At 73.0% G+C, this 20,461-nt stretch carries 20 protein-coding genes; 7 read left to right on the top strand and 13 right to left on the bottom strand.

What is annotated here, in order from left to right; all coding sequences use genetic code 11:
- Window position 1 precedes the first annotated feature (1 nt).
- Window positions 2-454, bottom strand: a complete 453-nt coding sequence (locus tag ABKW28_RS09325) for a MarR family transcriptional regulator (protein ID WP_348608613.1) — start codon at window positions 452-454, stop codon at window positions 2-4.
- A 97-nt stretch (window positions 455-551) separates the two neighbouring features.
- On the opposite strand from ABKW28_RS09325, the gene ABKW28_RS09320 reads away from it, so the two are divergent.
- A complete protein-coding gene (locus tag ABKW28_RS09320) occupies window positions 552-1,802 on the top strand; it encodes an MFS transporter (protein ID WP_348608610.1) in 1,251 nt (416 codons plus the stop codon).
- Here ABKW28_RS09320 and lepB read toward each other — a convergent pair.
- Entirely contained in the window at window positions 1,697-2,479 is a 783-nt protein-coding gene (gene lepB / locus ABKW28_RS09315; RefSeq protein ID WP_348608607.1) for a signal peptidase I, read from the bottom strand. The genes ABKW28_RS09320 and lepB overlap by 106 nt on opposite strands.
- 73 nt (window positions 2,480-2,552) lie before the next feature.
- Between lepB and ABKW28_RS09310 the strand changes: the two genes are divergently transcribed.
- Window positions 2,553-2,921: an FKBP-type peptidyl-prolyl cis-trans isomerase gene (locus tag ABKW28_RS09310; RefSeq protein ID WP_193667573.1), complete on the top strand. Its 369-nt coding sequence runs from the start codon at window positions 2,553-2,555 to the stop codon at window positions 2,919-2,921.
- 26 nt (window positions 2,922-2,947) lie between these two features.
- Window positions 2,948-4,111, top strand: coding sequence for a lactate 2-monooxygenase (locus ABKW28_RS09305; protein ID WP_348608604.1), 1,164 nt, complete (start codon window positions 2,948-2,950; stop codon window positions 4,109-4,111).
- Between the two features lie 10 nt (window positions 4,112-4,121).
- Here the strand turns inward: ABKW28_RS09305 and ABKW28_RS09300 are convergent, their stop codons facing one another.
- Window positions 4,122-4,382: an RNA-binding S4 domain-containing protein gene (locus tag ABKW28_RS09300; RefSeq protein WP_348608601.1), complete on the bottom strand. Its 261-nt coding sequence runs from the start codon at window positions 4,380-4,382 to the stop codon at window positions 4,122-4,124.
- 35 nt (window positions 4,383-4,417) lie between these two features.
- Window positions 4,418-5,749, bottom strand: coding sequence for a DUF222 domain-containing protein (locus ABKW28_RS09295; protein ID WP_348608598.1), 1,332 nt, complete (start codon window positions 5,747-5,749; stop codon window positions 4,418-4,420).
- 294 nt (window positions 5,750-6,043) lie between these two features.
- Between ABKW28_RS09295 and ABKW28_RS09290 the strand changes: the two genes are divergently transcribed.
- A complete protein-coding gene (locus tag ABKW28_RS09290; RefSeq protein WP_348608595.1) occupies window positions 6,044-6,688 on the top strand; it encodes a DUF664 domain-containing protein in 645 nt (214 codons plus the stop codon).
- Window positions 6,689-6,713: 25 nt separating this feature from the next.
- On the opposite strand, the gene ABKW28_RS09285 is transcribed toward ABKW28_RS09290, so the two are convergent.
- The 3 genes from ABKW28_RS09285 to ABKW28_RS09275 all read right to left on the bottom strand — a co-directional run bounded on the left by ABKW28_RS09285 (window position 6,714) and on the right by ABKW28_RS09275 (window position 8,792).
- Window positions 6,714-7,016 carry a hypothetical protein gene (locus ABKW28_RS09285; protein ID WP_348608592.1) on the bottom strand — a complete coding sequence of 101 codons (303 nt, stop codon included), beginning with the start codon at window positions 7,014-7,016 and terminating at the stop codon, window positions 6,714-6,716.
- A gap of 123 nt (window positions 7,017-7,139) precedes the next feature.
- On the bottom strand, window positions 7,140-7,391 hold the full coding sequence (locus tag ABKW28_RS09280; RefSeq protein WP_348608589.1) for a hypothetical protein: 252 nt from the start codon (window positions 7,389-7,391) through the stop codon (window positions 7,140-7,142).
- Between the two features lie 129 nt (window positions 7,392-7,520).
- On the bottom strand, window positions 7,521-8,792 hold the full coding sequence (locus ABKW28_RS09275) for a DUF445 domain-containing protein (protein WP_348608586.1): 1,272 nt from the start codon (window positions 8,790-8,792) through the stop codon (window positions 7,521-7,523).
- A gap of 47 nt (window positions 8,793-8,839) precedes the next feature.
- Between ABKW28_RS09275 and ABKW28_RS09270 the strand changes: the two genes are divergently transcribed.
- From ABKW28_RS09270 to ABKW28_RS09260, 3 genes are all read left to right on the top strand, one after another.
- Window positions 8,840-9,256 (top strand): adenylyltransferase/cytidyltransferase family protein, encoded by a 417-nt coding sequence (locus ABKW28_RS09270; protein ID WP_193667579.1) that lies wholly within the window; start codon window positions 8,840-8,842, stop codon window positions 9,254-9,256.
- Window positions 9,257-9,351: 95 nt separating this feature from the next.
- Window positions 9,352-10,983: an MXAN_6640 family putative metalloprotease gene (locus tag ABKW28_RS09265; protein ID WP_348608583.1), complete on the top strand. Its 1,632-nt coding sequence runs from the start codon at window positions 9,352-9,354 to the stop codon at window positions 10,981-10,983.
- 805 nt (window positions 10,984-11,788) lie between these two features.
- Window positions 11,789-12,940 carry an ArsO family NAD(P)H-dependent flavin-containing monooxygenase gene (locus tag ABKW28_RS09260; RefSeq protein ID WP_348608580.1) on the top strand — a complete coding sequence of 384 codons (1,152 nt, stop codon included), beginning with the start codon at window positions 11,789-11,791 and terminating at the stop codon, window positions 12,938-12,940.
- On the opposite strand, the gene ABKW28_RS09255 is transcribed toward ABKW28_RS09260, so the two are convergent.
- From ABKW28_RS09255 to fdh, 6 genes are read right to left on the bottom strand one after another with little or no spacing between them, the layout of a single operon-like run.
- Window positions 12,926-13,411 (bottom strand): heat-shock protein HtpX, encoded by a 486-nt coding sequence (locus ABKW28_RS09255; protein ID WP_348608577.1) that lies wholly within the window; start codon window positions 13,409-13,411, stop codon window positions 12,926-12,928. The two genes, ABKW28_RS09260 and ABKW28_RS09255, sit on opposite strands and share 15 nt — an antisense overlap.
- Window positions 13,408-14,151: a helix-turn-helix domain-containing protein gene (locus tag ABKW28_RS09250; protein WP_348608574.1), complete on the bottom strand. Its 744-nt coding sequence runs from the start codon at window positions 14,149-14,151 to the stop codon at window positions 13,408-13,410. The genes ABKW28_RS09255 and ABKW28_RS09250 overlap by 4 nt, the downstream gene beginning before the upstream one ends.
- Window positions 14,152-14,171: 20 nt before the next feature.
- A complete protein-coding gene (gene selD, locus ABKW28_RS09245; RefSeq protein WP_348608572.1) occupies window positions 14,172-15,182 on the bottom strand; it encodes a selenide, water dikinase SelD in 1,011 nt (336 codons plus the stop codon).
- On the bottom strand, window positions 15,179-16,132 hold the full coding sequence (nrfD, locus tag ABKW28_RS09240; protein ID WP_348608569.1) for an NrfD/PsrC family molybdoenzyme membrane anchor subunit: 954 nt from the start codon (window positions 16,130-16,132) through the stop codon (window positions 15,179-15,181). Before nrfD ends, selD begins: the two co-directional genes overlap by 4 nt.
- Window positions 16,129-17,103 carry a 4Fe-4S dicluster domain-containing protein gene (locus ABKW28_RS09235; RefSeq protein ID WP_348608566.1) on the bottom strand — a complete coding sequence of 325 codons (975 nt, stop codon included), beginning with the start codon at window positions 17,101-17,103 and terminating at the stop codon, window positions 16,129-16,131. The genes nrfD and ABKW28_RS09235 overlap by 4 nt, the downstream gene beginning before the upstream one ends.
- On the bottom strand, window positions 17,100-20,363 hold the full coding sequence (gene fdh, locus ABKW28_RS09230; RefSeq protein ID WP_348608563.1) for a formate dehydrogenase: 3,264 nt from the start codon (window positions 20,361-20,363) through the stop codon (window positions 17,100-17,102). Before fdh ends, ABKW28_RS09235 begins: the two co-directional genes overlap by 4 nt.
- Between the last annotated feature and the right edge of the window lie 98 nt (window positions 20,364-20,461).

The raw sequence follows: 20,461 nt of genomic DNA, 5'->3' as shown, positions 1-20,461 counted from the left end.
CTCAGGCGCGAGCCGGCGACAGGTCGGGCAGGCTCTCGAGCAGACCCGACAGCTCGGGTGTCGCGGCGGCCTCCCCCAGCGCGTCGACGAGCGCCGCGTCGTGCACCGGCCTGGCGTCGGCCAGCACAGCCCGACCCTCGGCGGTCAGCTCGGTGTAGATGCCGCGCCGGTCGTCCTGGCACAGGATGCGCGTGAGCAGACCCCGGCTCTCCAACCGGTTGACCAGGCGGGTGGCCGCGCTCGGCGAGAGTGCCGCCGCGCGGGCCAGCTGTGCCATCCGCATGTGCCAGCCGTCCTGGCGCGAGAGGGCGTCGAGGACGGTGTACTCGACCACCGAGAGCCCGGTGCGAGTCGACAGCTCGCGCTCGAGGGCCGACTCGATGACCGCGTGCAGCGCGGCCAACCTGCGCCAGCCGCTCGCGCGGACCTCGACGGCGTCGTCCTGGATGCCCATGCGCCCAGACTACCAGCGTTTGGCTATTGCCCGCGTGTGCAACTAGTTTAGTTGCACACGCGCTTTATTGATGAGCGCACCAATGAAAGGAGTGGACGTGCCACTCGCTCTCCTCGCCCTCGCCGCCGGCGGCTTCGGCATCGGGCTCACCGAGTTCGTGATCGCCGGGCTGCTGCCCGAGGTCGCCACCGACCTCGCCGTCGACGAGGCCACCGCCGGGTGGCTGATCTCCGGCTACGCCCTCAGCGTCGCCGTGGGCGCGATCCTGGTCACCGCCGCCGTCTCCCGGTGGCCCCGCAAGCAGGTGCTGCTGGGACTCATGGTCCTCTTCGTGGCCGGCAACCTGATCTGCGCCGTCGCGCCGACGTACGACGTGATGCTGGCGGGGCGGGTCGTGGCCGCGCTGTGCCACGGCGCGTTCTTCGGCATCGGCTCGGTCGTGGCGGCGGGCCTCGTGGCCCCCGAGCGCAAGGCCGCCGCGATCGCCACCATGTTCGCCGGCCTCACCGCCGCCAACGTCCTGGGAGTGCCCCTCGGCACCCTGCTGGGCCAGCAGCTGGGCTGGCGCTCGACCTTCTGGGCCATCACCGTCATCGGCGTCGTGGCGATGGTGGCGATCGCCTCGTTGGTGCCCGCGACCTCCCCCGACGAGGAGCCTGCGTTGCCGCTGCGCCACGAGCTCGGCGCGTTCCGCAGCCGCCAGGTCTGGCTCTCGCTGGGGGTGACCGTCCTCGGCTACGGCGGCATGTTCGGCGCCTTCACCTACATCGCCTACACCCTCACCGGCGTCAGCGGCTTCTCGAGCGGCGCCGTGCCCTGGCTGCTGGTCCTCTTCGGAGCCGGCCTCGTGGTCGGCAACACCGTGGGCGGCAGGGCCGCCGACCGCTCGGTCGCGCGCACCCTGGTGGTGGCGATGAGCCTGCTCGTGGTCGTGATGGCGGTCTTCTCGGTGGGCGCCTCCTCGAAGCCGCTCACCCTCGTGGCGCTGGTGCTGATGGGGGCGCTGGGGTTCGCGACCGTGCCGGCCCTGCAGATGCGCGTGATGCAGCACGCCGGCGACGCACCGACCATGGCCTCCGCCGCCAACATCGCCGCCTTCAACGTCGGCAACGGCTTCGGGGCCTGGATCGGCGGGGTCACCATCACCGCTGGTCTCGGCTACGCCTCACCGCTGTGGGCCGGCGCCCTGGTGACGACGGCGGGACTGCTGGTGCTGCTCGTGGCCGAGACGCAGGTGCGCCGTCAGTCGAGCGCGTCGAAGGCGTCGGGCTTGTCGAGCAGCGAGAACCTGCTGGCGGGCCAGACCCGGGCGAAGACCTTGCCGACCACGAGGTCGGTGGCCACGTAGGCGTCGGTGGCGTCGCAGCCGCCTGCCTCGGCGTCGGCGTCGGTCTCGGCCCGGTCGCCCCGGCGGCGCTCGCGCTCCTCGGAGACGTCGCAGCGCAGGTGGAAGCTGGAGTCGGCGGAGTCGTCGCGGTGGTCGCCCATCACGAAGACCGAGCCCTCCGGCACCGGGCCGGCCGACCACTCGCACGAGGCGATCATCGGGCCGTCGCAGTCGCGGTCGTTGCGGGTGAAGACGCTGGAGTCGAGCGGCTCGCCGTTGACCAGCAGCCGGCCCTGGTCGTCGCAGCAGGTGATGGTGTCGCCGGCGACGCCGATGACGCGCTTCACCAGGTGGCCGCCGGCGGGGTAGAGCCCGATCCGACTCAGCGTGCTGGCCACGGCCCCGGTGGGACCGGCCGACTCAGCGGGGCTCAGCCAGCTGCCGGGGTCCTCGAAGACGACGACGTCGCCGCGCTGCGGCTCACCGGTCCAGTAGGAGACCTTCTGCACCAGGATGCGGTCGTTGACCTCCAGGCCGGGCTCCATCGACCCCGAGGGGATGTAGAAGGCCTGCACCAGGAAGGTCTTGACCACCAGCGCGAGCACGACCGCCAGCCCCATCAGCAGCAGCGACTCCTGCCACAACGGCATCGAGTGGCGCTTGCCTGCCCTGTCGGCGGCTGACGCTTCGTCCGGCACGTGCCCTCCTTCACTGCGCCGGCACCCCACCGGTCGCGGCAGACCCTACCCGCCGGGCACTAGGGTCTGACCCATGGACAAGCCTGAGATCGACTTCCCCGACTTCGACCCGCCCGCCGACCTCGTGGTCACCGACGTCACCGTCGGCGACGGCGCCGAGGCCTCCTCCGGCCAGACCGTGTCGGTGCACTACGTGGGCGTGGCCCACTCCACCGGCGAGGAGTTCGACGCGTCGTACAACCGCGGCACCCCGCTGCAGTTCCGCCTCGGCATCGGCCAGGTCATCAGCGGCTGGGACCAGGGCGTGCAGGGCATGAAGGTCGGCGGCCGCCGCAAGCTCGTGATCCCGCCGCACCTGGGCTACGGCGACCGCGGCGCCGGCGGGGTCATCAAGCCCGGCGAGACACTGATCTTCGTCGTCGACCTGCTCGGCGTCTCCTGAGCACCGGCTGAGCACCCCTCGAGCACATGGGCCACTTCGGAGACCACCAGATCTCGATCTACGTCGACGGGATGATCGGCGGCACCACGCCGGCGATCACCACCGACCTGGCATCGCTGGAGACCGCTGCGGCCCAGGTGCTCGACCCCGCCCCGCTCGGCTACATCGTGCCGAGCGCGGGCGGGGGCTCGACGGCGCGCGCCAACGTCGCCGCCTTCGAGCGCTGGCGGATCGTGCCGCGGATGCTGCGCGACCACGCCACCCGCGAGCTGTCCACCGAGGTGCTCGGCACCGCGATGGCCGCCCCGGTGCTGCTGGGGCCGGTGGGGGTGCAGACCCTCGCCCACCCCGACGGCGAGCTGGCCAGCGCCCGCGCGGCGACCGCGATGGGGCTGCCGTTCGTGCAGTCCACGCAGGCCGACCACTCGATCGAGCAGGTCGCCGAGGCCTCCGGCGACGGCGCCCGGTGGTACCAGCTCTACTGGCCCTCCGACCCCGAGCTCTGCGAGAGCTTCCTGGCGCGGGCCCGGGCCTCCGGCTACACCCACCTCGTCGTCACCCTCGACACCACGATGCTGGGCTGGCGCCCCCAGGACCTCGACCGCGGCTACCTGCCGTTCCTGGCCAACCAGGGCATCGCCTCCTACACCACCGACCCGGTCTTCAACGCCCGCCTCGAGAAGCCGGCCGACGAGGACCCGGTCGGCGCCGGCATCGCGTTCGCCGGCGTCTTCCCCAACCCCGGCCTGAGCTGGGACCAGCTGCCGTGGCTGCGCGAGCGCTGGCCCGGCCCGATCGTGCTCAAGGGCGTCCAGCACGTCGGCGACGCGCGGCTGGCCCGCGACCACGGCGTCGAGGGCATCGTGGTCTCCAACCACGGCGGCCGCCAGGTCGACGGCGCGGTGGCCTCCCTCGACGTGCTGCCCGGCATCGCCGAGGCCGTCGGCGACGACCTGTGCGTGCTCTTCGACTCGGGCGTGCGCTCGGGCCCCGACGTGTTCAAGGCCCTGGCGCTGGGCGCCGAGGCGGTGCTGCTGGGCAGGCCCTACCTCTACGGCCTGGCCCTGGGCGGGCAACCTGGTGTCGAGCACGTGCTGCGCTGCCTGCTGGCCGAGCTCGACCTGACGCTGGGCAACGCCGGCTACGCCAGCCACCGCGACCTGGGCCCGGAGGCACTGGTGCGGGGCTGAGTCCCGGCCGCTACCAGGGCAGCCCGTCGTCGTACGACGCCTCGTCGGCGACGCGCGCCGCCTGCGGTCCGAGCCGCACCACGTCACCCATGGTGAGCTGGCGACCGCGACGGGTCTCGACCTCGCCGTTGACCAGCACCTCGCCGGAGGCGACGACCTCCTTGGCCTGCGAGCCCGACTCGATCAGGTTGGCCAGCTTGAGGAACTGGCCCAGGCGGATGACGGACTCCTCGCGGACGGGGACGTCGAAGGGCTCCACTGGTTCAGGCACTCCCCCAGTCAACCACTCGCGCGACGGCGCGCCCCTCAGGCCGCCTGGAAGTCGTCGGCGAGGACGACTGGGAGGTGGTGGCGGTAGAGGTGGACCACGGGACCCAGCCCCCGGGGCTCCCGGGCCGGTGGGTCGCCGGGTGGCAGGGCGGGTGCTCTGGAGCGGGCCTGGTGGCCGGTGGGGGTCGTCGTGGTGACGACGCCGTCATGGGTGGTGGCGGCGAAGCCGGGGGCTTCCTTGGCCTGGTTGCAGGCCTCGCACAGCCCTTGACCGTTCACTGCGCTGGTGGGACCGCCGGCGTGGTCGGGGACGACGTGGTCGTGGTGCCGGATGGGTGCGTCGCACCAGGGGGTGCGGCACGACTGGTCGCGCAGGTCGATGAACAGCCCCAGCGACGCCGGGAAAGTGCGGGAGCGGGAGTCCATCGCGACGAGGGCACCGCTGCTGGTGGTGTAGAGCCGCCGCAGCGTGACTTGTGCTTCCGCCAGGGCGGTGGCGACCAGGTCACGAGCGACCCCGGCCGGCACCGGGCCGTACCCGGCGATCCAGCCCGGCTGGTGGCCGCCACCGAGCAGGGTGGCATCGGAGACGGTCAGGTTGACCGCCACCGGCACCGGGCCAGGAACTGGCGCCGGCTCGGCGGACTCTGAGCTGGTGGGGGTGGTCAGGGAGGCGACCAGGGCGTCGGCCATCACCTGGCCACGGGAGCGCTCGTCACCAGCGGCACGGGCCTGGTCGGCGGCGCGGGTCAGGGCGGCGTAGACCGAGACTCCTTGGGCGACCGGGAGCAGCGCGGTCAGGTAGGTCATCGTGTCGGGCGCGGGTCGCAGCGAGACGTGCCGCTCGCCCTCGGCCCTGCGCGAGCGCTTCAGGGCGGCGTGCGGGTCGAGCTCGTAGGCCCGGGCCCGCGCCGCGGCGACCAACCGCTGGTCGCCCCAGCCGTCGGTGGTGGCCGGGTCGGCCATCAGCTCCGCGTCGATGCGGCGACGGTCCTCGAGCGAGAGGCAGGCGGTCTCGCGGGCGACCAGGGTGGCGCGCCACTCGGTGCACCACCCGGAGCGCATCGCGGCCAGGGTGTGCGGCAGCTCGGCCACCAGGGTCTTCGCCAGCCCGAGGTGGCGGGCGCCCCGGTTGGGCGACTCCCGCCGGGCCAGGGCGACCTGCGAGGCCACCCCGGCGCCCTGCTTCTCCGCGCGCACACCGGCTGCGGCGTGGCGGCGGCGTACGACCTCGTCGAGCCGCGCCGTCACCTCGACCTGCAACGCCTCGAGGCGGCACTTCTCCTCCTCGGCCGCGCGCAGCACCTCGACCAGCTCGACCTCGGAGAGGTCGGCCAGGTCGAGACCGGGTGTGGGAGCGAGTGCCATGCCGACACTCTACTCGAACACGTGTTCGACTGCAAGGGTGTGACGACCCCGCCTTCGCGCTCTCAGAGCCGTCACCGCCCTCCTGGCGGGACCCCGCGCACCCCTCGACCCCTGGCCCCACCTGGCCGGCCCGTCGCCGGAGAGCCACTTCCAGGAGACAGGTCCACCGGCCACGACCCATCCGGGCCGTCGGGTCGTGCACCCGGCTCTGCCACGTGATGGGAGGGCGGGTCGAGCGAGTCGAGGACGACTGGACGCGCATCACTCGACTGCCGATCAGCGGTGGCGTCCAACATGAGGGACTACAAGCCCTTGTCGTCCGACCACCGTCAGCTCGGCGAGCGTCCGGGCAGCGGCCGTACTCTGCGCGTCATGACCGAAGACCGACGCACGAGCCGCAATCCCCGGGAGCCTGCCAAGCACGGTCCCAGTGGCGCAGAGCGTTGGGCGGACTACCTGGACTGGCTGCGAGAGGACATCATCGATGGTGTCCTCGGACTCCCGCTGTCAGAACGAACGGCGTCACGACTGCCCAGCGGATGGTCGCCCATCGAACTGCTGAGCCATCTCCTCCACATGGAACAGCGCTGGTTCGTCTGGGGATTCCTGGGCGAGCGAGTCCCTGACCCCTGGGGCGACTGGAACGTTGACGACCCATCGGTCGACTCCGCACCGACGGGCATCGTCCCTGCTTGGCGAGTCGCTGACGGAGCAGCGGCAGAAGACATCGCCGCCCTCCTGCGCGACATGGGCCGGCGCACACGAAAGGCTCTCGACACCCACGGTCTCGAAGAACGCGCCCGTGTCGGTGGCAGGTTCACCGATGACCCTCCCACCTTGGAGTGGATCTGCTTCCACGTTCTCGCGGAGTACGCCCGCCATGCGGGCCAGTTCGACGTTGTACGCGAGTTGAGCACGCCTGGGTCCAGCGACCACTGATGCGCGTTCACCTGCCACGTAGCGCTCAGTGCTGATTGGAGCGAACCTCACTGCGCAGTCTGTTCGTCGCGAACCTGTACTCGAGCTTGAACCCTTCGCCCAGTGCCTCGCCAACTTCGTGGCTGAGTGCGTAGCCCCGCTTGTCGTGGTCGTAGATGTACTCGGGCGTCCACTCGAAGCACGGGTCGCCGATGTGCTCGGCGTACTCATCGACCCACTCCTGCACCCGCCCTCGAACGTCGTCCGGCAGCGGCAGATCGACGTCGTCGAGATCTGTGGACTGGGGCCAGAGCCCGATGCCGGTCATGTCGTCGACGAACATGCGCACCCGGACCACGTCGGACCGCCGGGACCTAGCACCCACGTGCAGCATCTTGCCTTTCACTCGAGGGAATCGCACTCATCCGCTGCCGACAGTGGCAGCCCTTCCCCGCGCCCGCGCACCTCGTCGTCAGCCGGGATCGGTGAAGCTGACCGGCTTGCCCGCCGCTCGGGCGTAGTCGATCTCTCGTCGCGTCGACTCGCCGACGTACCCGCCGGGGTTGACGACGAGCACCCGGTCGGCGAGGTCGATCTTGCGCAGGTGGAGGGCGTCGAGCACGGCCTTCTGCTCCGACGTCGGTGACTCGTCCGCGTCGCTGGGGGCCAGCACGATGACTCCGGCGAAGGTGAGCTCGCGGTCCGCTGCGCGCATCTGGGTCATGAACCTCGCCGATCCGCAGAGGCAGACGATCTCAGGACGGCCGATCACGAGGCGACCCTAGCGACGTACCCGCATGTCACGCTCGGCAGGAACTCACGCCGGCTCGCGAGGAACTGGCGCCGGCTCGGGTCAGGGCAGCAGCACGTCGAGGGTGTGGATCAGCACGCCGACCAGCCCGCCGACGATGGTGCCGTTGATCCGGATGAACTGCAGGTCGCGGCCCACGTGCAGCTCGATGCGCTCGGCGGCCTCGCGGCCGTCCCAGCGCTCGATGGTGTGGGTGATGACGGCGGTGACCTCCTGGCCGTAGCGCTCGACGACGAAGACGGCGGCGTCGGCGGCGCCGGCGTCGAGGCCGTCGCGCAGGTCGGGCTCGGTGACCAGGCGGTGGGCGAACCGGTCGACCTCGGTCTGCAGCCGCTCGCGCACCGCGCCGCGGGGGTCGCCGAGCGACTCGGTCAGTGCCCGGCGCAGGGCGTCCCACAGGGCGATGGCGGTCGCGATCACCTGCGGCTGGTCGAGCAGGCGGTCCTTGAGCGCCTCGGCCCGCTCGCGGGTGCCGGGGTCCTCCAGCAGGTCGTGCGAGAGCTGGCGCAGCATCGAGTCGAGCGCGGCCCGGGCGCGGTGGCGCGGGTCGTCGCGGATGTCGGAGACCCAACGCACCAGCTCGAGGTGGATGCGCGAGGTGACCCGCTCGTTGACGCTCTGCGGGGCCCACCACGGCGCCCGCTCCCCCAGCACCTCGGCGACGGTGTCGGGGTTGTCGACCAGCCACCCGTGCAGCTCGTCGAGCACCAGGTCGATCACCCCGTGGTGCAGGTCGTCGCGCATCGCCTCGGCCAGCAGGTTGCCCAGCAGCGGCGAGATCGGCTCCTCGTGGAAGCGCGGCACCAGCGCGTCCTCGACCAGGCTGCGCACGTGCTCGTCGCGCACCTTGGCCAGCCCCGTGGCGACCACCTCGGCCACTTCGTCGACCACCCGCCGCGAGTGCTCGGGCTTCGAGAGCCAGGCCCCGACCCGGGCCGCGACCTGGGCGGCGCCGACGCGCTCGCGCACGACGTCCTCCTGCAGGAAGTTCTCGCCGACGAACTCCTGCAGGCCGCGGCCCAGGTCGTCCTTGCGGCGCGGGATCAGCGCCGTGTGCGGGATCGGGATGCCCAGGGGGTGCCGGAACAGCGCAGTCACCGCGAACCAGTCGGCGATCGCGCCCACCATCGACGCCTCGGCGCCGGCGTTGACGAACCCCCAGAAGCCGTCGGCGCCACGGGTCAGGGCGTAGACGACGGCCGCCAGGAGCAGCAGCCCCAGCGCCACGCTGCGCATGCGGCGCAGCGCGCGACGGCGTACGTCGTCCTGCGTGGTGTCGGTGCGAGGGGCCGGGGCCGCGGTCTGGGTGCTCATCAAGGCCAGATTCTCGCGCACGGGTGTCTGGTGCGAGACTTCGCGGCATGTCGGCACCCTCATCCACGGCCCGCACCGTGATCACCTTCGGGACCTTCGACGTCTTCCACGTCGGGCACCTGCGCGTCATCGAGCGCGCCGCGGCCCTCGGCGACCGGCTCGTGGTGGGCGTCTCCGCCGACGAGCTGAACATGCGCAAGAAGGGTCGCGAGCCCGTCTTCAGCGAGGGCGAGCGGATGGCGATCGTGGCCGCGCTCAAGCCGGTGCACGCGGTCTTCCTGGAGGAGAGCCTCGAGCTCAAGCGCGACTACATCCTCGAGCACGGCGCCGACGTGCTGGTGATGGGCGACGACTGGGAGGGCCGCTTCGACGAGTTCCGCGACATCTGCGACGTCGTCTACCTGCCGCGCACCCCCGCCATCTCCACGACCGCGCTGATCGAGAAGATCTCCGCGACCGGCTGACCGGCGCGTCCGGCCGACCAGGGGCGCCGGCGCGGTGCAAGGTGGTCCAGACCTCCCGCGGGCCCCAGACGCAGGCCCCCGACGCTAGGACCACGATGCGCCGCAGACCCGTCGCCCCGCCCCGCCGCCGCACGACCGCGGCGGCGCTCGCCGTCGCCATCGCCGCCGCCCTGCTCACGAGCACGGCCAGCGCCTCCACCCCCGGGCCCGACCTCTCCGACGTCCCGGCCCTCCCCGCCGGCCCCGCCGGCCCGGGTGAGACCGGCGACCCGGGCGACGACCCGCGGCAGGCGCTCGCCGCCGCCCGCGAGGCGCTCGGCCTGGCCGGCTCCGCGCAGGGGCGCGGCCCGGGGCAGGCCGTCGGCGAGGCACGCGAGGCGACCCTGGCGCTGCGCGACCTGCAGGTCGCGCTGCCCCGTCTCGCCGACGACGAGCGCGACCTGGGCGAGGCGCTGCTGGCCCGTCCCACCGACGGCGACGCCGACCCGGTCGGCCAGGGCTACGCCAGCCGCTCGAAGCGCATCTGCGGCGACCACGTGTGCGTCCACTACGTGACCAAGGGCGCCGACAAGCCCTCCAACCAGGCGTGGGTGCGCACCACCCTCGCGGTGATGGAGCGGGTGTGGGACTTCGAGACCGGCCGGCTCGGCTACCGGACCCCGGTCAGCGACCGCTCCCTGCCGAAGCGGGAGAACGGCGGCAACGGCAAGTTCGACGTCTACCTCAAGGAGCTCAGCGGCCAGCGCCTCTACGGCTACTGCTCCCCCGAGTACCTCGTCAAGGGCAACAAGCGCCTGGCCAACGGCTACTGCGTGCTCGACGACGACTTCGCCCGCTCCGAGTACGGCCGCAAGCCCAAGGACACGCTGCGCGTCACCGCCGCCCACGAGTTCTTCCACGCGATCCAGTTCAACTACGACTACCGCGAGGACCGCTGGCTGATGGAGTCGACCGCGACCTGGGCCGAGGAGCGCTTCGCCGACGACGTGAACGACAACCGGCAGTACCTGCCCGTGGGCCAGGTGCGGGTGCCCGACGCGCCCCTCGACGTCTTCAGCACCACCTTCGGGCGCCACTACGGCAACTGGGCGTGGTGGGAGCACCTGAGCCAGCGCCACGGCAACGCCCTCGTGGCGAAGGTGTGGAAGCAGGCGGGACAGTTCCGCGGGGCCGGGCGCGACTACTCGACCAAGGCCCTGACCAGGGTGCTGCGGTCGAAGGGCGGCTTCAGCCGCGAGTACACCCGCTTCGTCGCCGCCAACCTCGACACCCGCGCGTCGTACGCCGAGGGCCGGCACTGGCCGAGCCCCACCCGGGCGGCCAGCGCGCGCCTGACCAAGGACTCGCCCACCGCGACCCGGCGCACCGCGGTCGACCACATGGCCGCCAAGCACGTCGACCTGAGCCCCGCCGCGGCCCTCAAGGGGCGCAGGTGGCGCCTGCGGCTGGTGCTGGACGGGCCGGGCTCGGCCTCACGGCCGATGGCCGCGGTGACCGTGACCACCACGAAGGGAGCCGGCACGCAGCGGATCCTCAGCTTCGACGACGACGGCCGGGCCAGCACCTCGGTACCCTTCTCGACCTCCACGGTGGAGTCGGTCACCGTCTCGTTCGTCAACACCTCGACGAGCTTCGACTGCCACGAGGACAAGCCCTACTCGTGCTCGGGCGTGGCCAGGCACGACGAGAAGCCGTTCCGCGTCGTGGCCAAGGCCTTCCGCCGCTGAGCCGCGGACCTGCTCGACCCGCTTGACCTGCTCGACCTGCTTGAACTGGTCGAGCTGGTCGACCTGGTCCCCGAAGGGGCGGTCCGCGACCTCGCCCAGGGTGTCGACCACCCGGACCACGGTGGCGCCGGCCGGCTGCGACAGCCCGCCGGTGAGCTCGTCGAGGCTCTGGGTGACCGCGGCGGCCACGGGGTCGAGCAGCGAGGAGACCGGCCCCTCGCCTCCGCCGCCCGGCGGGGTGCCGGGGTTGCCGGGCGGGGTGCTGGACGGGTTGCTGGGCGGGCTGGGCGCGGGACCCTGCGGGCCGCGAGGCCCGGGTGCCGAGGGCGCCGGCTGGGCGACGGGCTGGGTGACGGGCTGGGCCGGCGTGGCCCCGGGCTGGGCCACGGGCGCCGTGGGCTGGTCCTCGACCCGGTCGGTCGCCTCGGGGGCCGGGCTCCGGGACGGGACGCCGGGGGCCTCGGGGCGCAGCTGCGCGCCCGTCAGGACCCGCTGCTGCGCGGCCAGCACCGGCTTCTCGGCGCCCAGGTCGGGCAGCACGTCGACCAGGGTCGTGGTCACCACCAGCGCCGCGACGAAGGAGCCCGCGCCGACCAGCAGGCCGGCGTAGCCCAGGCGCACGTCGCGGTCGCGCCGGGTCACCACCCTGCGCATGCGCACCACCACTGCCACCACCTCGTCGTCACGTGTCTGAGCCGGAGGCTACTGACGCCGTGCCACGCGCGCAGCCCCCGGGGGCCAACGATGTCCGGGAGGGCCAGGGGAAATGACCGAAAGGACGACGGCGCTGTCTAGGGTCGGGCGGGTGAGCGAGCGCCGGGGCACCGACCCGCAGGTCGACGTGTGCGTCATCGGGGCCGGGCAGGCCGGGCTGGCGGCCGGGTTCTACCTGCAGCGGGCCGACCGCGAGCGGCGCCGGCGCGGCGACCGCGCGCTGTCGTGGGTGGTGCTCGACGCGCACGACCGGCCGGGTGGCTCCTGGCCCGAGACGTGGCCGAGCCTGCGGCTCTTCTCCCCCGCCGCCTACAGCTCGCTGCCCGGCTGGCCGATGCCGCGCTGGAGCGGCGAGGACAACCCGCCCGCCTCCCACGTGGTCGCCTACCTGCGCGACTACGAGCAGCGCTACGGCCTCGACGTGCGCCGGCCCGTGAGGGTGCACGAGGCGCGCCGCGACGACGGCGAGCGACTGCGGGTGCGCACCGACCACGGGGACTGGTCGGCCCGCTCGGTGATCAGCGCCACCGGCACGCAGTCGCGGCCCTTCGTGCCGGCCGTGCCCGGCGCCGACGAGTTCGAGGGCACCCAGGTGCACACCGCCGGCTACCGCGGCCCCACGGCGTACGCCGGGCAGCGCGTGCTGGTCGTCGGTGGCGCGAACTCCGCGGCCCAGGTCGCCGCCGACCTGCTGCCGAGCGTCGAGCGGCTGCACTGGGCGGCGCTGCGACCGCCGCGCTACCTGCCCGACCACGTCGACGGGCGGGTGCTCTTCGAGACCGCCACCCAGGCGGTGCGCGACCGGGCCGCCGGCCGGCCGACCCGGGGCGTGGCCTCGCTGGGCGACGTCGTGGCCGTGCCCGCGGTCCGCGAGGCACGCGACCGGGGCGGGCTGCGTGCGGTGCCGATGGTCGAGCGGCTGACCCGCACCGGCGCGCGCTGGCCCGACGGGCGCGAGGAGCCCCTCGACGCGGTGGTGTGGGCCACCGGCTTCCGGCCGGCGCTGGGTCACCTGCGCTCCCTGGGCCTGGCCTCCGCCGGCGGTCACCTGCTCACCGAGGCGCCGGCGGGCGGCACGATGCCGGTGCAGGCGGCCGGGGAGCCCCGCGTGCTGCTGCTGGGGTACGGCGACTGGTGCGGGCCGGCGTCGGCGACGCTGGTCGGCGTGGGTCGCCCGGCGCGGGAGGCCGTGGCCGCGGTCGAGGCCCTGGTCGACCGGTCGGCCGGCTCAGGCGAGGACTGAGGGCCCCAGGTCGAGGTCGGGCACCAGCGCGACGAGCAGCCCGCGGACCCGCTCGTCGAGGTCGGCCACGATCGCGCGCACGGTCGCGGGGTCCTGCCCGCCCGGGTCGGCGACCGGCCAGTCGACGTACCGCACGCCGGGCACGTAGGGGCACTCCTCGCCGCAGCCCAGCGTGATGGCCATGGTGCTGGCGGCGATGGTCTCGCGGGTGAGCCGGGTCGGCACCTCCTGCGAGGTGTCGAGGCCGAGCCGCTCGAGGGCGTCGGCGACCTCGGGGTGGATGTGCTCGCCGGGCTGGGTACCGGCCGAGAGCGCGCTGACCCGGCCCTGCGCGTAGTGCTCGGTCAGCACCCGGCTGATCACGGAGCGGCCGCCGTTGCGCACGCAGGCGAAGACGACCTGCGGCACGTCGCCGTGGCCGGCGTGGCCGGAGTGGCCGGAGTGGCCGGAGTGGTCGGTGGTGCTGGTCATGCGCTCTCCTCGGGGTGGTGGGGCTCCGGGCCCGTCCGGGGGCTCGTCCGGGGGTTCATCCGGGTGGCCAGCAGCGCGACGCGCCGCTCGATCTCGGTGGTGGCGTCGTCGAAGGCGTCGTCGGTGCCGACGGGCACCGGGTCGGGCACCGACCAGTGCGGGCCCAGCGGCTCACGGCCGGCCAGCTCCTCGTGGGCGCGGTCGCAGACGGTGACCAGCAGGTCGCCCTCGGCGGCGACGTCGGCGAGCCGCACCGGCGGGCCGGCCAGGTGCAGGCCGCGTCGCTGGGCGACCGCGCGGGCACCGGGGGCGACCTGGTCGGCGGGGTGGGTGCCCGCCGAGACGCCCGGCACCGTCGCCGCGCTGTTCCACAGCGCCGCCGCCAGCTGGGAGCGCGCGGAGTTGGCGGTGCACACGAAGACCACCCGCCGCGCGGCCAGGGCCTCCTGGGCGTCCGAGCCGGTGACCCGCAGCGCGTCGAGGGCGCCGGGCAGCAGGGTCACGTAGCTGCGCCGCCGATCGGCCTGCGAGGGGTGGCGGCGCACGAGTCCGGCGCGCTCGAGCACCCCGAGGTGGTGGGCCAGCAGGTTCGAGCTCAGCCCGAGCGCCGCCCGCAGCTCACCCGGCGAGGCGTCGCCCAGGCTCAGCAGGTCGACGACGCGCAGCCGCGCCTCGTCGGCCAACGCCGCGTGCCGGGCCACCCGCACCGCCAGTGACCCACCATTCATCTCAACATCCATTGAGGCTATTCAACCAGATGTCAGCGCACCGTGATGCGGGCGCCCTCCCCGGCACGGCGGGCCACGACCTCGCCGACCACTGGGTGGCCGGGCAGCTCACCGGCGACGAGCAGGCCCCCGGAGGTCTGCGCGTCGGCCAGCATCACCAGCTCGTCCTCGTCGACCCCGGCGTCGAGGTGGGGACGCACCCAGTCGAGGTTGCGGCGGCTGCCCCCCGGCACGAACCCGGCGGCGTACGACGCCCGCGCCGGCTCGAGGTAGGGCACGGCCGCGGCGTCGATCACCGCGTCGACCCCGCTGGCCCGGCACATCTTGTAGAGGTGGCCCAGCAGCCCGAAGCCGGTGACGTCAGTGGCGGCGGTGTGGCCCGCGGCCAGCGCGGCGCGCGAGGCGTCGCGGTTGAGCGCGGTCATCACCGCGACGGCCTCCTCGAAGACCTCGCCGGTGGCCTTGTGGCGGTTGTTGAGCACCCCGAGGCCCAGCGGCTTGGTCAGCGTCAGCGGGGTGCCGGGCGCCGCGGCGTCGTTGCGCAGCAGCCGGGACGGGTCAGCGGTGCCGGTCACGGCCAGGCCGTACTTGGGCTCCGGGTCGTCGATGCTGTGCCCGCCGGCGAGCAGGCAGCCGGCCTCGGCGCAGGTCGCCGTTCCCCCGCGCAGCACCTCGGCGGCCACCTCGAACGGGATCCGGTCGCGCGGCCAGGCCAGCAGGTTGACCGCGACCAGCGGCTCCCCGCCCATTGCGTAGACGTCGGAGAGCGCGTTGGCGGCCGCGATCCGCCCCCAGTCGTAGGGGTCGTCGACGACCGGGGTGAAGAAGTCGGTGGTCAGCACCACGGCGCGGTCGGCGTCGAGGCGCACCACCGCTCCGTCGTCACCGTGCTCGAGCCCGACCAGCAGGTCGGCGCCGGCGGCCACCGGCAGCCCGGCCAGCACGCGTTCGAGCTCGCCGGGCGGCACCTTGCAGGCGCAGCCGCCCCCGGAGGCGTGCTGGGTCAGTCGGAGGGTGTCTTGCGGAGTCGTCTCACCGGTCACACGGACACAGTGCCCGATCCCTGGCGACGCGCCTCCTCCTCTCGGGCGCGAATGCGCTCTCGCTGCGGCACCACGACGTACTTGGGGTCGCGCGCGGACTCCTTGCCGGCCTCGAAGACCGCGAAGCGCAGCGCCAGCGAGCCGGCGGAGTACGACGCCCCGGCCACCCGGCGCAGCCACGGACGACGCTGCCCGAGCGCGCTCAGCCCGAGCCCGGTGACGGTCAGGGCGCGCGAGAGCTTGGTCAGCTTGCCGGCCAGCCCCTTCTCGTAGGGCTCGGCGAGCATCCCGAGGCGCTGCTCCATGTGGTGGGCCAGCCCGAGCTCGGCGACCGCGCCGACGCCCGCCATCCGCACGGCGGGGCCGCTCTCGGCGGCCGGAGCCAGCATCATCGCGGTGCCACCGGCGGCGGCCGCCGCGGAGGCGCCGAAGACGAACGGCAGCTCGCGGTGCGCCTCGTGCCAGACCGGGATCGCGGTGTTGGAGAACAGCGCGGCGGTGTAGGTGGCCAGCGGTGGGCCGAACACGGCGGCCCCGGCCCCGGCCAGGCGGCCCAGGCGGGGCGCCACGCCGGTGACGTTCGAGGCCGCGGCGGCGCCGGCGAGGCTGCTGAACGGTGCGAGGATGTAGGAGCCGACCGACAGCGGCGAGGTCGGCTTGAAGACCCGCAGCATGTTGAGGAACCGCTCGGGGCGGCCCAGGTCGTGCACCAGCGCGACGGTGCCGATCGCGGCCCCGGTGGCCGCGGTCAGCCGGGTGACCCGCTCGAGGCCCGGGCGTCCGCTGAGCGCCGCTCCCTCGGCCAGCAGCGACGAGCCGCCGGCGATGCCACCGATCCACAGGTAGATCGGGACGTCGGGGGTCTTCCAGGTCGGTTCCTTGAGGATCGGGCGCCCGTAGTAGGACTGGAACTCCGGCTCCGGCACCATCGACTGCTCGCCGCGCTTCATCGGCGCCTGCCCAGGAAGGACGCGGCGCCGAGACCGGCCAGGGCCAGCGCACCGGCCCCGACGTGGCGCCACATCGAGCCCAGGTCGCGGGTGGTCACCACCGGGTCGGGCGGCAGGCCGTAGACCTCCGGCTCGTCGAGCAGCAGGAAGAACGCCCCGTCGCCGCCGACGCCGTCGTCGGGGTCGGCGCCGTAGAGCCGGGCCACGTCGACGCCCTGGTCGTGCAGCTGCTCGACACGGGCGGCCGCGCGCTCGCGCAGCTCGTCGAGGTCGCCGAACTGGATCGACTCGGTCGGGCAGGCCTGCGCGCAGGCGGGCGTCTGGCCCTCCTTGAGCCGGTCGTAGCACAGCGTGCACTTGAAGGCGCGGCCGTCGTCCTTGCGCTGGTCGATGACGCCGTAGGGGCAGGCCGGCACGCAGTAGCCGCAGCCGTTGCAGATGTCCTCCTGCACCACCACGGTGCCGAACTCGGTGCGGAACAGCGAGCCGGTCGGGCAGACGTCGAGGCAGGCGGCGTGCGTGCAGTGCTTGCAGACGTCGGACGACATCAGCCACCGCACCCCGCTGTCGCCGGAGGCCGCACCCTGCGGGTCGCCGTCGACGAGGTCCTCGCCCAGGGTCACCTCGCGCTCCCAGCCGGGTGGCTTGCTGCCCGGCATCCCCAGGTCGGTGGGCGGCGCCCCCGTCGAGGGCGCTCCGACCGGCTGCTCGATGAAGGCGACGTGGCGCCAGGTGCTGGCCCCGAGCTGCTGGGTGTTGTCGTAGGACATCCCCGTCAGCAGGTAGCCGTCGTCGGGCACCTGGTTCCACTCCTTGCACGCCACCTCGCAGGCCTTGCAGCCGATGCACACCGAGGTGTCGGTGAAGAAGCCCTTGCGGGCCGGGTGCTCCTCGTAGCCCGCGTTCTCGCTGGGGTCGTCGAGGCGTCCCCACAGGGACTCGGGGGACAGGAACTCGCTGAGCCTGCTCACGTGTCGGTGCCTCCGTCGGTGGGGTGGTCCAGGTCGACGCCGGCGCGCCTGCGGTAGTCGTCGACGTACGCCGTCAGGTCGGCGCCGCGCGGGCGGCGGCCGGGGCGGATGTCGCAGGTGCCGACCTTGTCCTGGATCGAGACGTTGGGGTCCATCGTCACGTTGACCAGGTCGTTGGGCGAGTCGCCCTTCGAGATGCCGTTGACGCCCCAGTGGTAGGGCAGGCCGACCTGCTCGACCCACTGCTCGCCCAGCCGCAGCGAGCGCAGCCGCTCGGTGACCAGCACCCGTGCCTCGATGGCGGTGCGGGCGGTCACGATGGTCACCCACTGGCCGTGCTCGAGGCCGCGCTCGGCGGCCAGGCGCGGGGAGACCTCGCAGAACGGCTCGGGCTGCAGCTCGGTGAGGTAGGGCAGGGTCCGGCTCATCGCCCCCGTCGTGTGGTGCTCGGTGAGCCGGTAGGTGGTGAACACGTAGGGGAACACCTCCGAGAAGCTCGGGTTGACCGGGTTCGACGGGGTCGAGAGCTGCTTGCGCCCGGGGTTGTTCTGCTGGGCGTAGACCGGGTTGTGCACCGGCGACTCGGGCGGCTCGTAGTGCGCCGGCAGCGGACCGTCGGCGACCCCGACCGGGGCGAAGAGCCACCCCTTGCCGTCAGTCTGCATCACGAATGGGTCCTGGCCGCCGATGGCGTCGGGACCCTTCGCGCCGTCCTCCGGCACGTGGTCGGGCGCCCGGTCCACGACGAAGTCGGGCACGTCGGAGCCGGTCCAGCGGCCCTGCTCGGCGTCCCACCACACGTAGCGCTTGCGCTCGCTCCAGGGGGTGCCGTCGGGGGCGGCCGAGGCCCGGTTGTAGAGGATGCGCCGGTTGGCGGGCCACACCCAGCCCCACTCGGAGGCCACCTGGTCCTGCTCCCAGTGCGGCTTGCGCCGCCGGGCCTGGTTGACCCCGTCGGCGAAGACGCCGCAGTAGATCCAGCAGCCGCAGGAGGTCGACCCGTCGGCCTCCAGCTCGGTGTAGGACGAGAGCGGTGCCCCGTCGGGGCCGGTGCCGTTGATCTCCCGCAGTACCGCCTCGGCGTCGGGCTCGCCGTGCTCGTCGACCGGGTAGTCCCAGGCCAGGTCGAGCAGCGGACGGTCCATCTCGTCGGTGGAGCCGGCGAGCTTCTCGCGGATCCGGTTGCCGAGGTCGACGTAGAACTCCAGCTCGCTCTGGCAGTCGCCCGGCGGCTGGACCGCCTGGTCGCGCCACTGCAGCATCCGCTGGGTCTGGGTGAACGAGCCGGCCTTCTCGACGTGGTTGGCCGCGGGCAGGAAGAAGACCTCGGTGCCGATCTCCTCGGTGACCAGCTCGCCGGTCTCGATCTCGGGGCCGTTCTTCCAGAAGTCCGCGGACTCGATCATCTGCAGGTCGCGCACGACCAGCCAGTCGAGGTTGGCCATCCCGAGGCGCTGCATCTTGCCGTTGGCCGAGCCCACGGCGGGGTTCTCCCCCACCAGGAAGTAGCCCTTGACCCTGCCCTCGATCTGCCCCTTGACCGTGCTGTACGTCGAGTGGTCGCCGGTCAGGCGCGGCAGGTAGTCGAAGCAGAAGTCGTTCTCGGGCGTGGCCGCGTCGCCCCAGTAGGACTTGAGCAGGCTGACGGCGTAGGAGCGGATGTTGCCCCAGAAGCCCGCCTTGCCCTCGTCGGCGCGCACCCACTCGTCGAGGCTCTGGTGGTGGTCGGCCAGCGGCATCGGCAGGTAGCCGGGCAGGATGTTGAACAGGGTCGGGATGTCGGTGGAGCCCTGGATGCTGGCGTGCCCGCGCAGCGCCAGGATTCCGCCCCCGGGACGCCCGATGTTGCCCAGCAGCAGCTGCAGGATCGAGGCGGTCCGGATCATCTGCGCGCCGGTGCTGTGGTGGGTCCAGCCCACGGCGTACGCGAACGCGGTGGTGCGCTCGCGACCGCTGTTGGTGGTCAGGGCCTCGGCCACCTGGCGCAGCTGCTCGGGCCGGATGCCGCAGGCCTGCTCGACCATCTCGGGGGTGTAGCGGGCGAAGTGCCGCTTGAGGATCTGGAAGACGCAGCGCGGGTGCTGCAGCGTCTCGTCGCGCAGCCCCTTCCAGTTGACCGGCGCTCCTCCCGAGCCGTGGCTCTCGGAGCGGGCGGCCTGGTGCGAGCGCTTGGCGTCGTCACCGGTCGCGGCCGCGTCCGCCTCCTCGCGCAGCTCGCGGTCGCGCTGGCGCTCCTCCTCGTTCATCTCCTCGGGCGGCTCGTAGCGCCACGTGATCGGGTCGTACTGCCCGGTCTCGGGGTCGAAGCCGGAGAACAGCCCGTCGAGGTCGTCGGGGCCCTGGTAGTCGGCGTCGATGACGTTGGCGGCGTTGGTGTAGGCCACGACGTACTCACGGAAGTCGAGGTCGTTGCTCAGCACCTGGTTGACCAGACCGCCCAGGAAGGCGATGTCGCTGCCGGCGCGGATCGGGACGTGCAGGTCGGAGACCGCCGAGGTCCGGGTGAACCGGGGGTCGACGTGGATGATCGTCGCGCCCCGGCGCTTGGCCTCCATTACCCACTGGAAGCCCACCGGGTGGGCCTCCGCCATGTTGGAGCCCTCGATGAGGATGCAGTCAGCGTTCTGCAGGTCCTGCAAGCTGGTGGTAGCCCCACCACGGCCGAACGAGGTACCCAGACCGGGCACCGTGGAGGAGTGTCAAATACGGGCCTGGTTCTCGATCTGTATCGCCCCCATGGCCGTGTACAGCTTCTTCATGAGGTAGTTCTCCTCGTTGTCGAGGGCTGCCCCTCCGAGGCTGGCGATGCCGAGGGTGCGGCGGGTGCGCCGCCCCTCCTCGTCCTCCCACTGCCAGAACTGCTTGCGGGTGGCGATGACCCGGTCGGCGATCATGTCGAGCGCGGTCTCGCGGTCGAGGTCCTCCCACTCGGTGCCGTGCGGGCGGCGGTAGCGGACCTTGGTGACCCGGCTCGACGAGGTGACCAGCTGCTTGCTGGCGCTGCCCTTGGGGCACAGCCGCCCCCGCGAGATCGGGCTCGCCGCGGAGCCCTCGATCTGCACGACCTTCTCGTCCTTGACGAAGACCTTCTGGGCGCAGCCCACGGCGCAGAACGGGCAGACCGAGTCGACGACCCGGTCGGCCTGCACGGTGCGCGGCTCCAGGGTGCGGCTGCGCTGCGACATCGCCGCCGCCCCGCGGCCCAGCTTGTCTCGACCGAGGACCTGCCGCACCAGCGGCCACCCGAGGAACTGCTCCATGGGCTGCAGCCTGCCGCACGTGCGGGCCTGGCGCTGGTGACGATGGAGGTCCTCACCGACTTCGCGACGGTGCAGTACTTCAACGTGCGCACGGTCTC

The sequence above is a fragment of the Nocardioides sp. 31GB23 genome (genome assembly GCF_040012395.1).
Lineage (GTDB): Bacteria > Actinomycetota > Actinomycetes > Propionibacteriales > Nocardioidaceae > Nocardioides > Nocardioides salarius.
The sequence above is the reverse complement of the archived record's forward strand: the minus strand, read 5'-3'. Positions and strand labels throughout refer to the sequence as shown.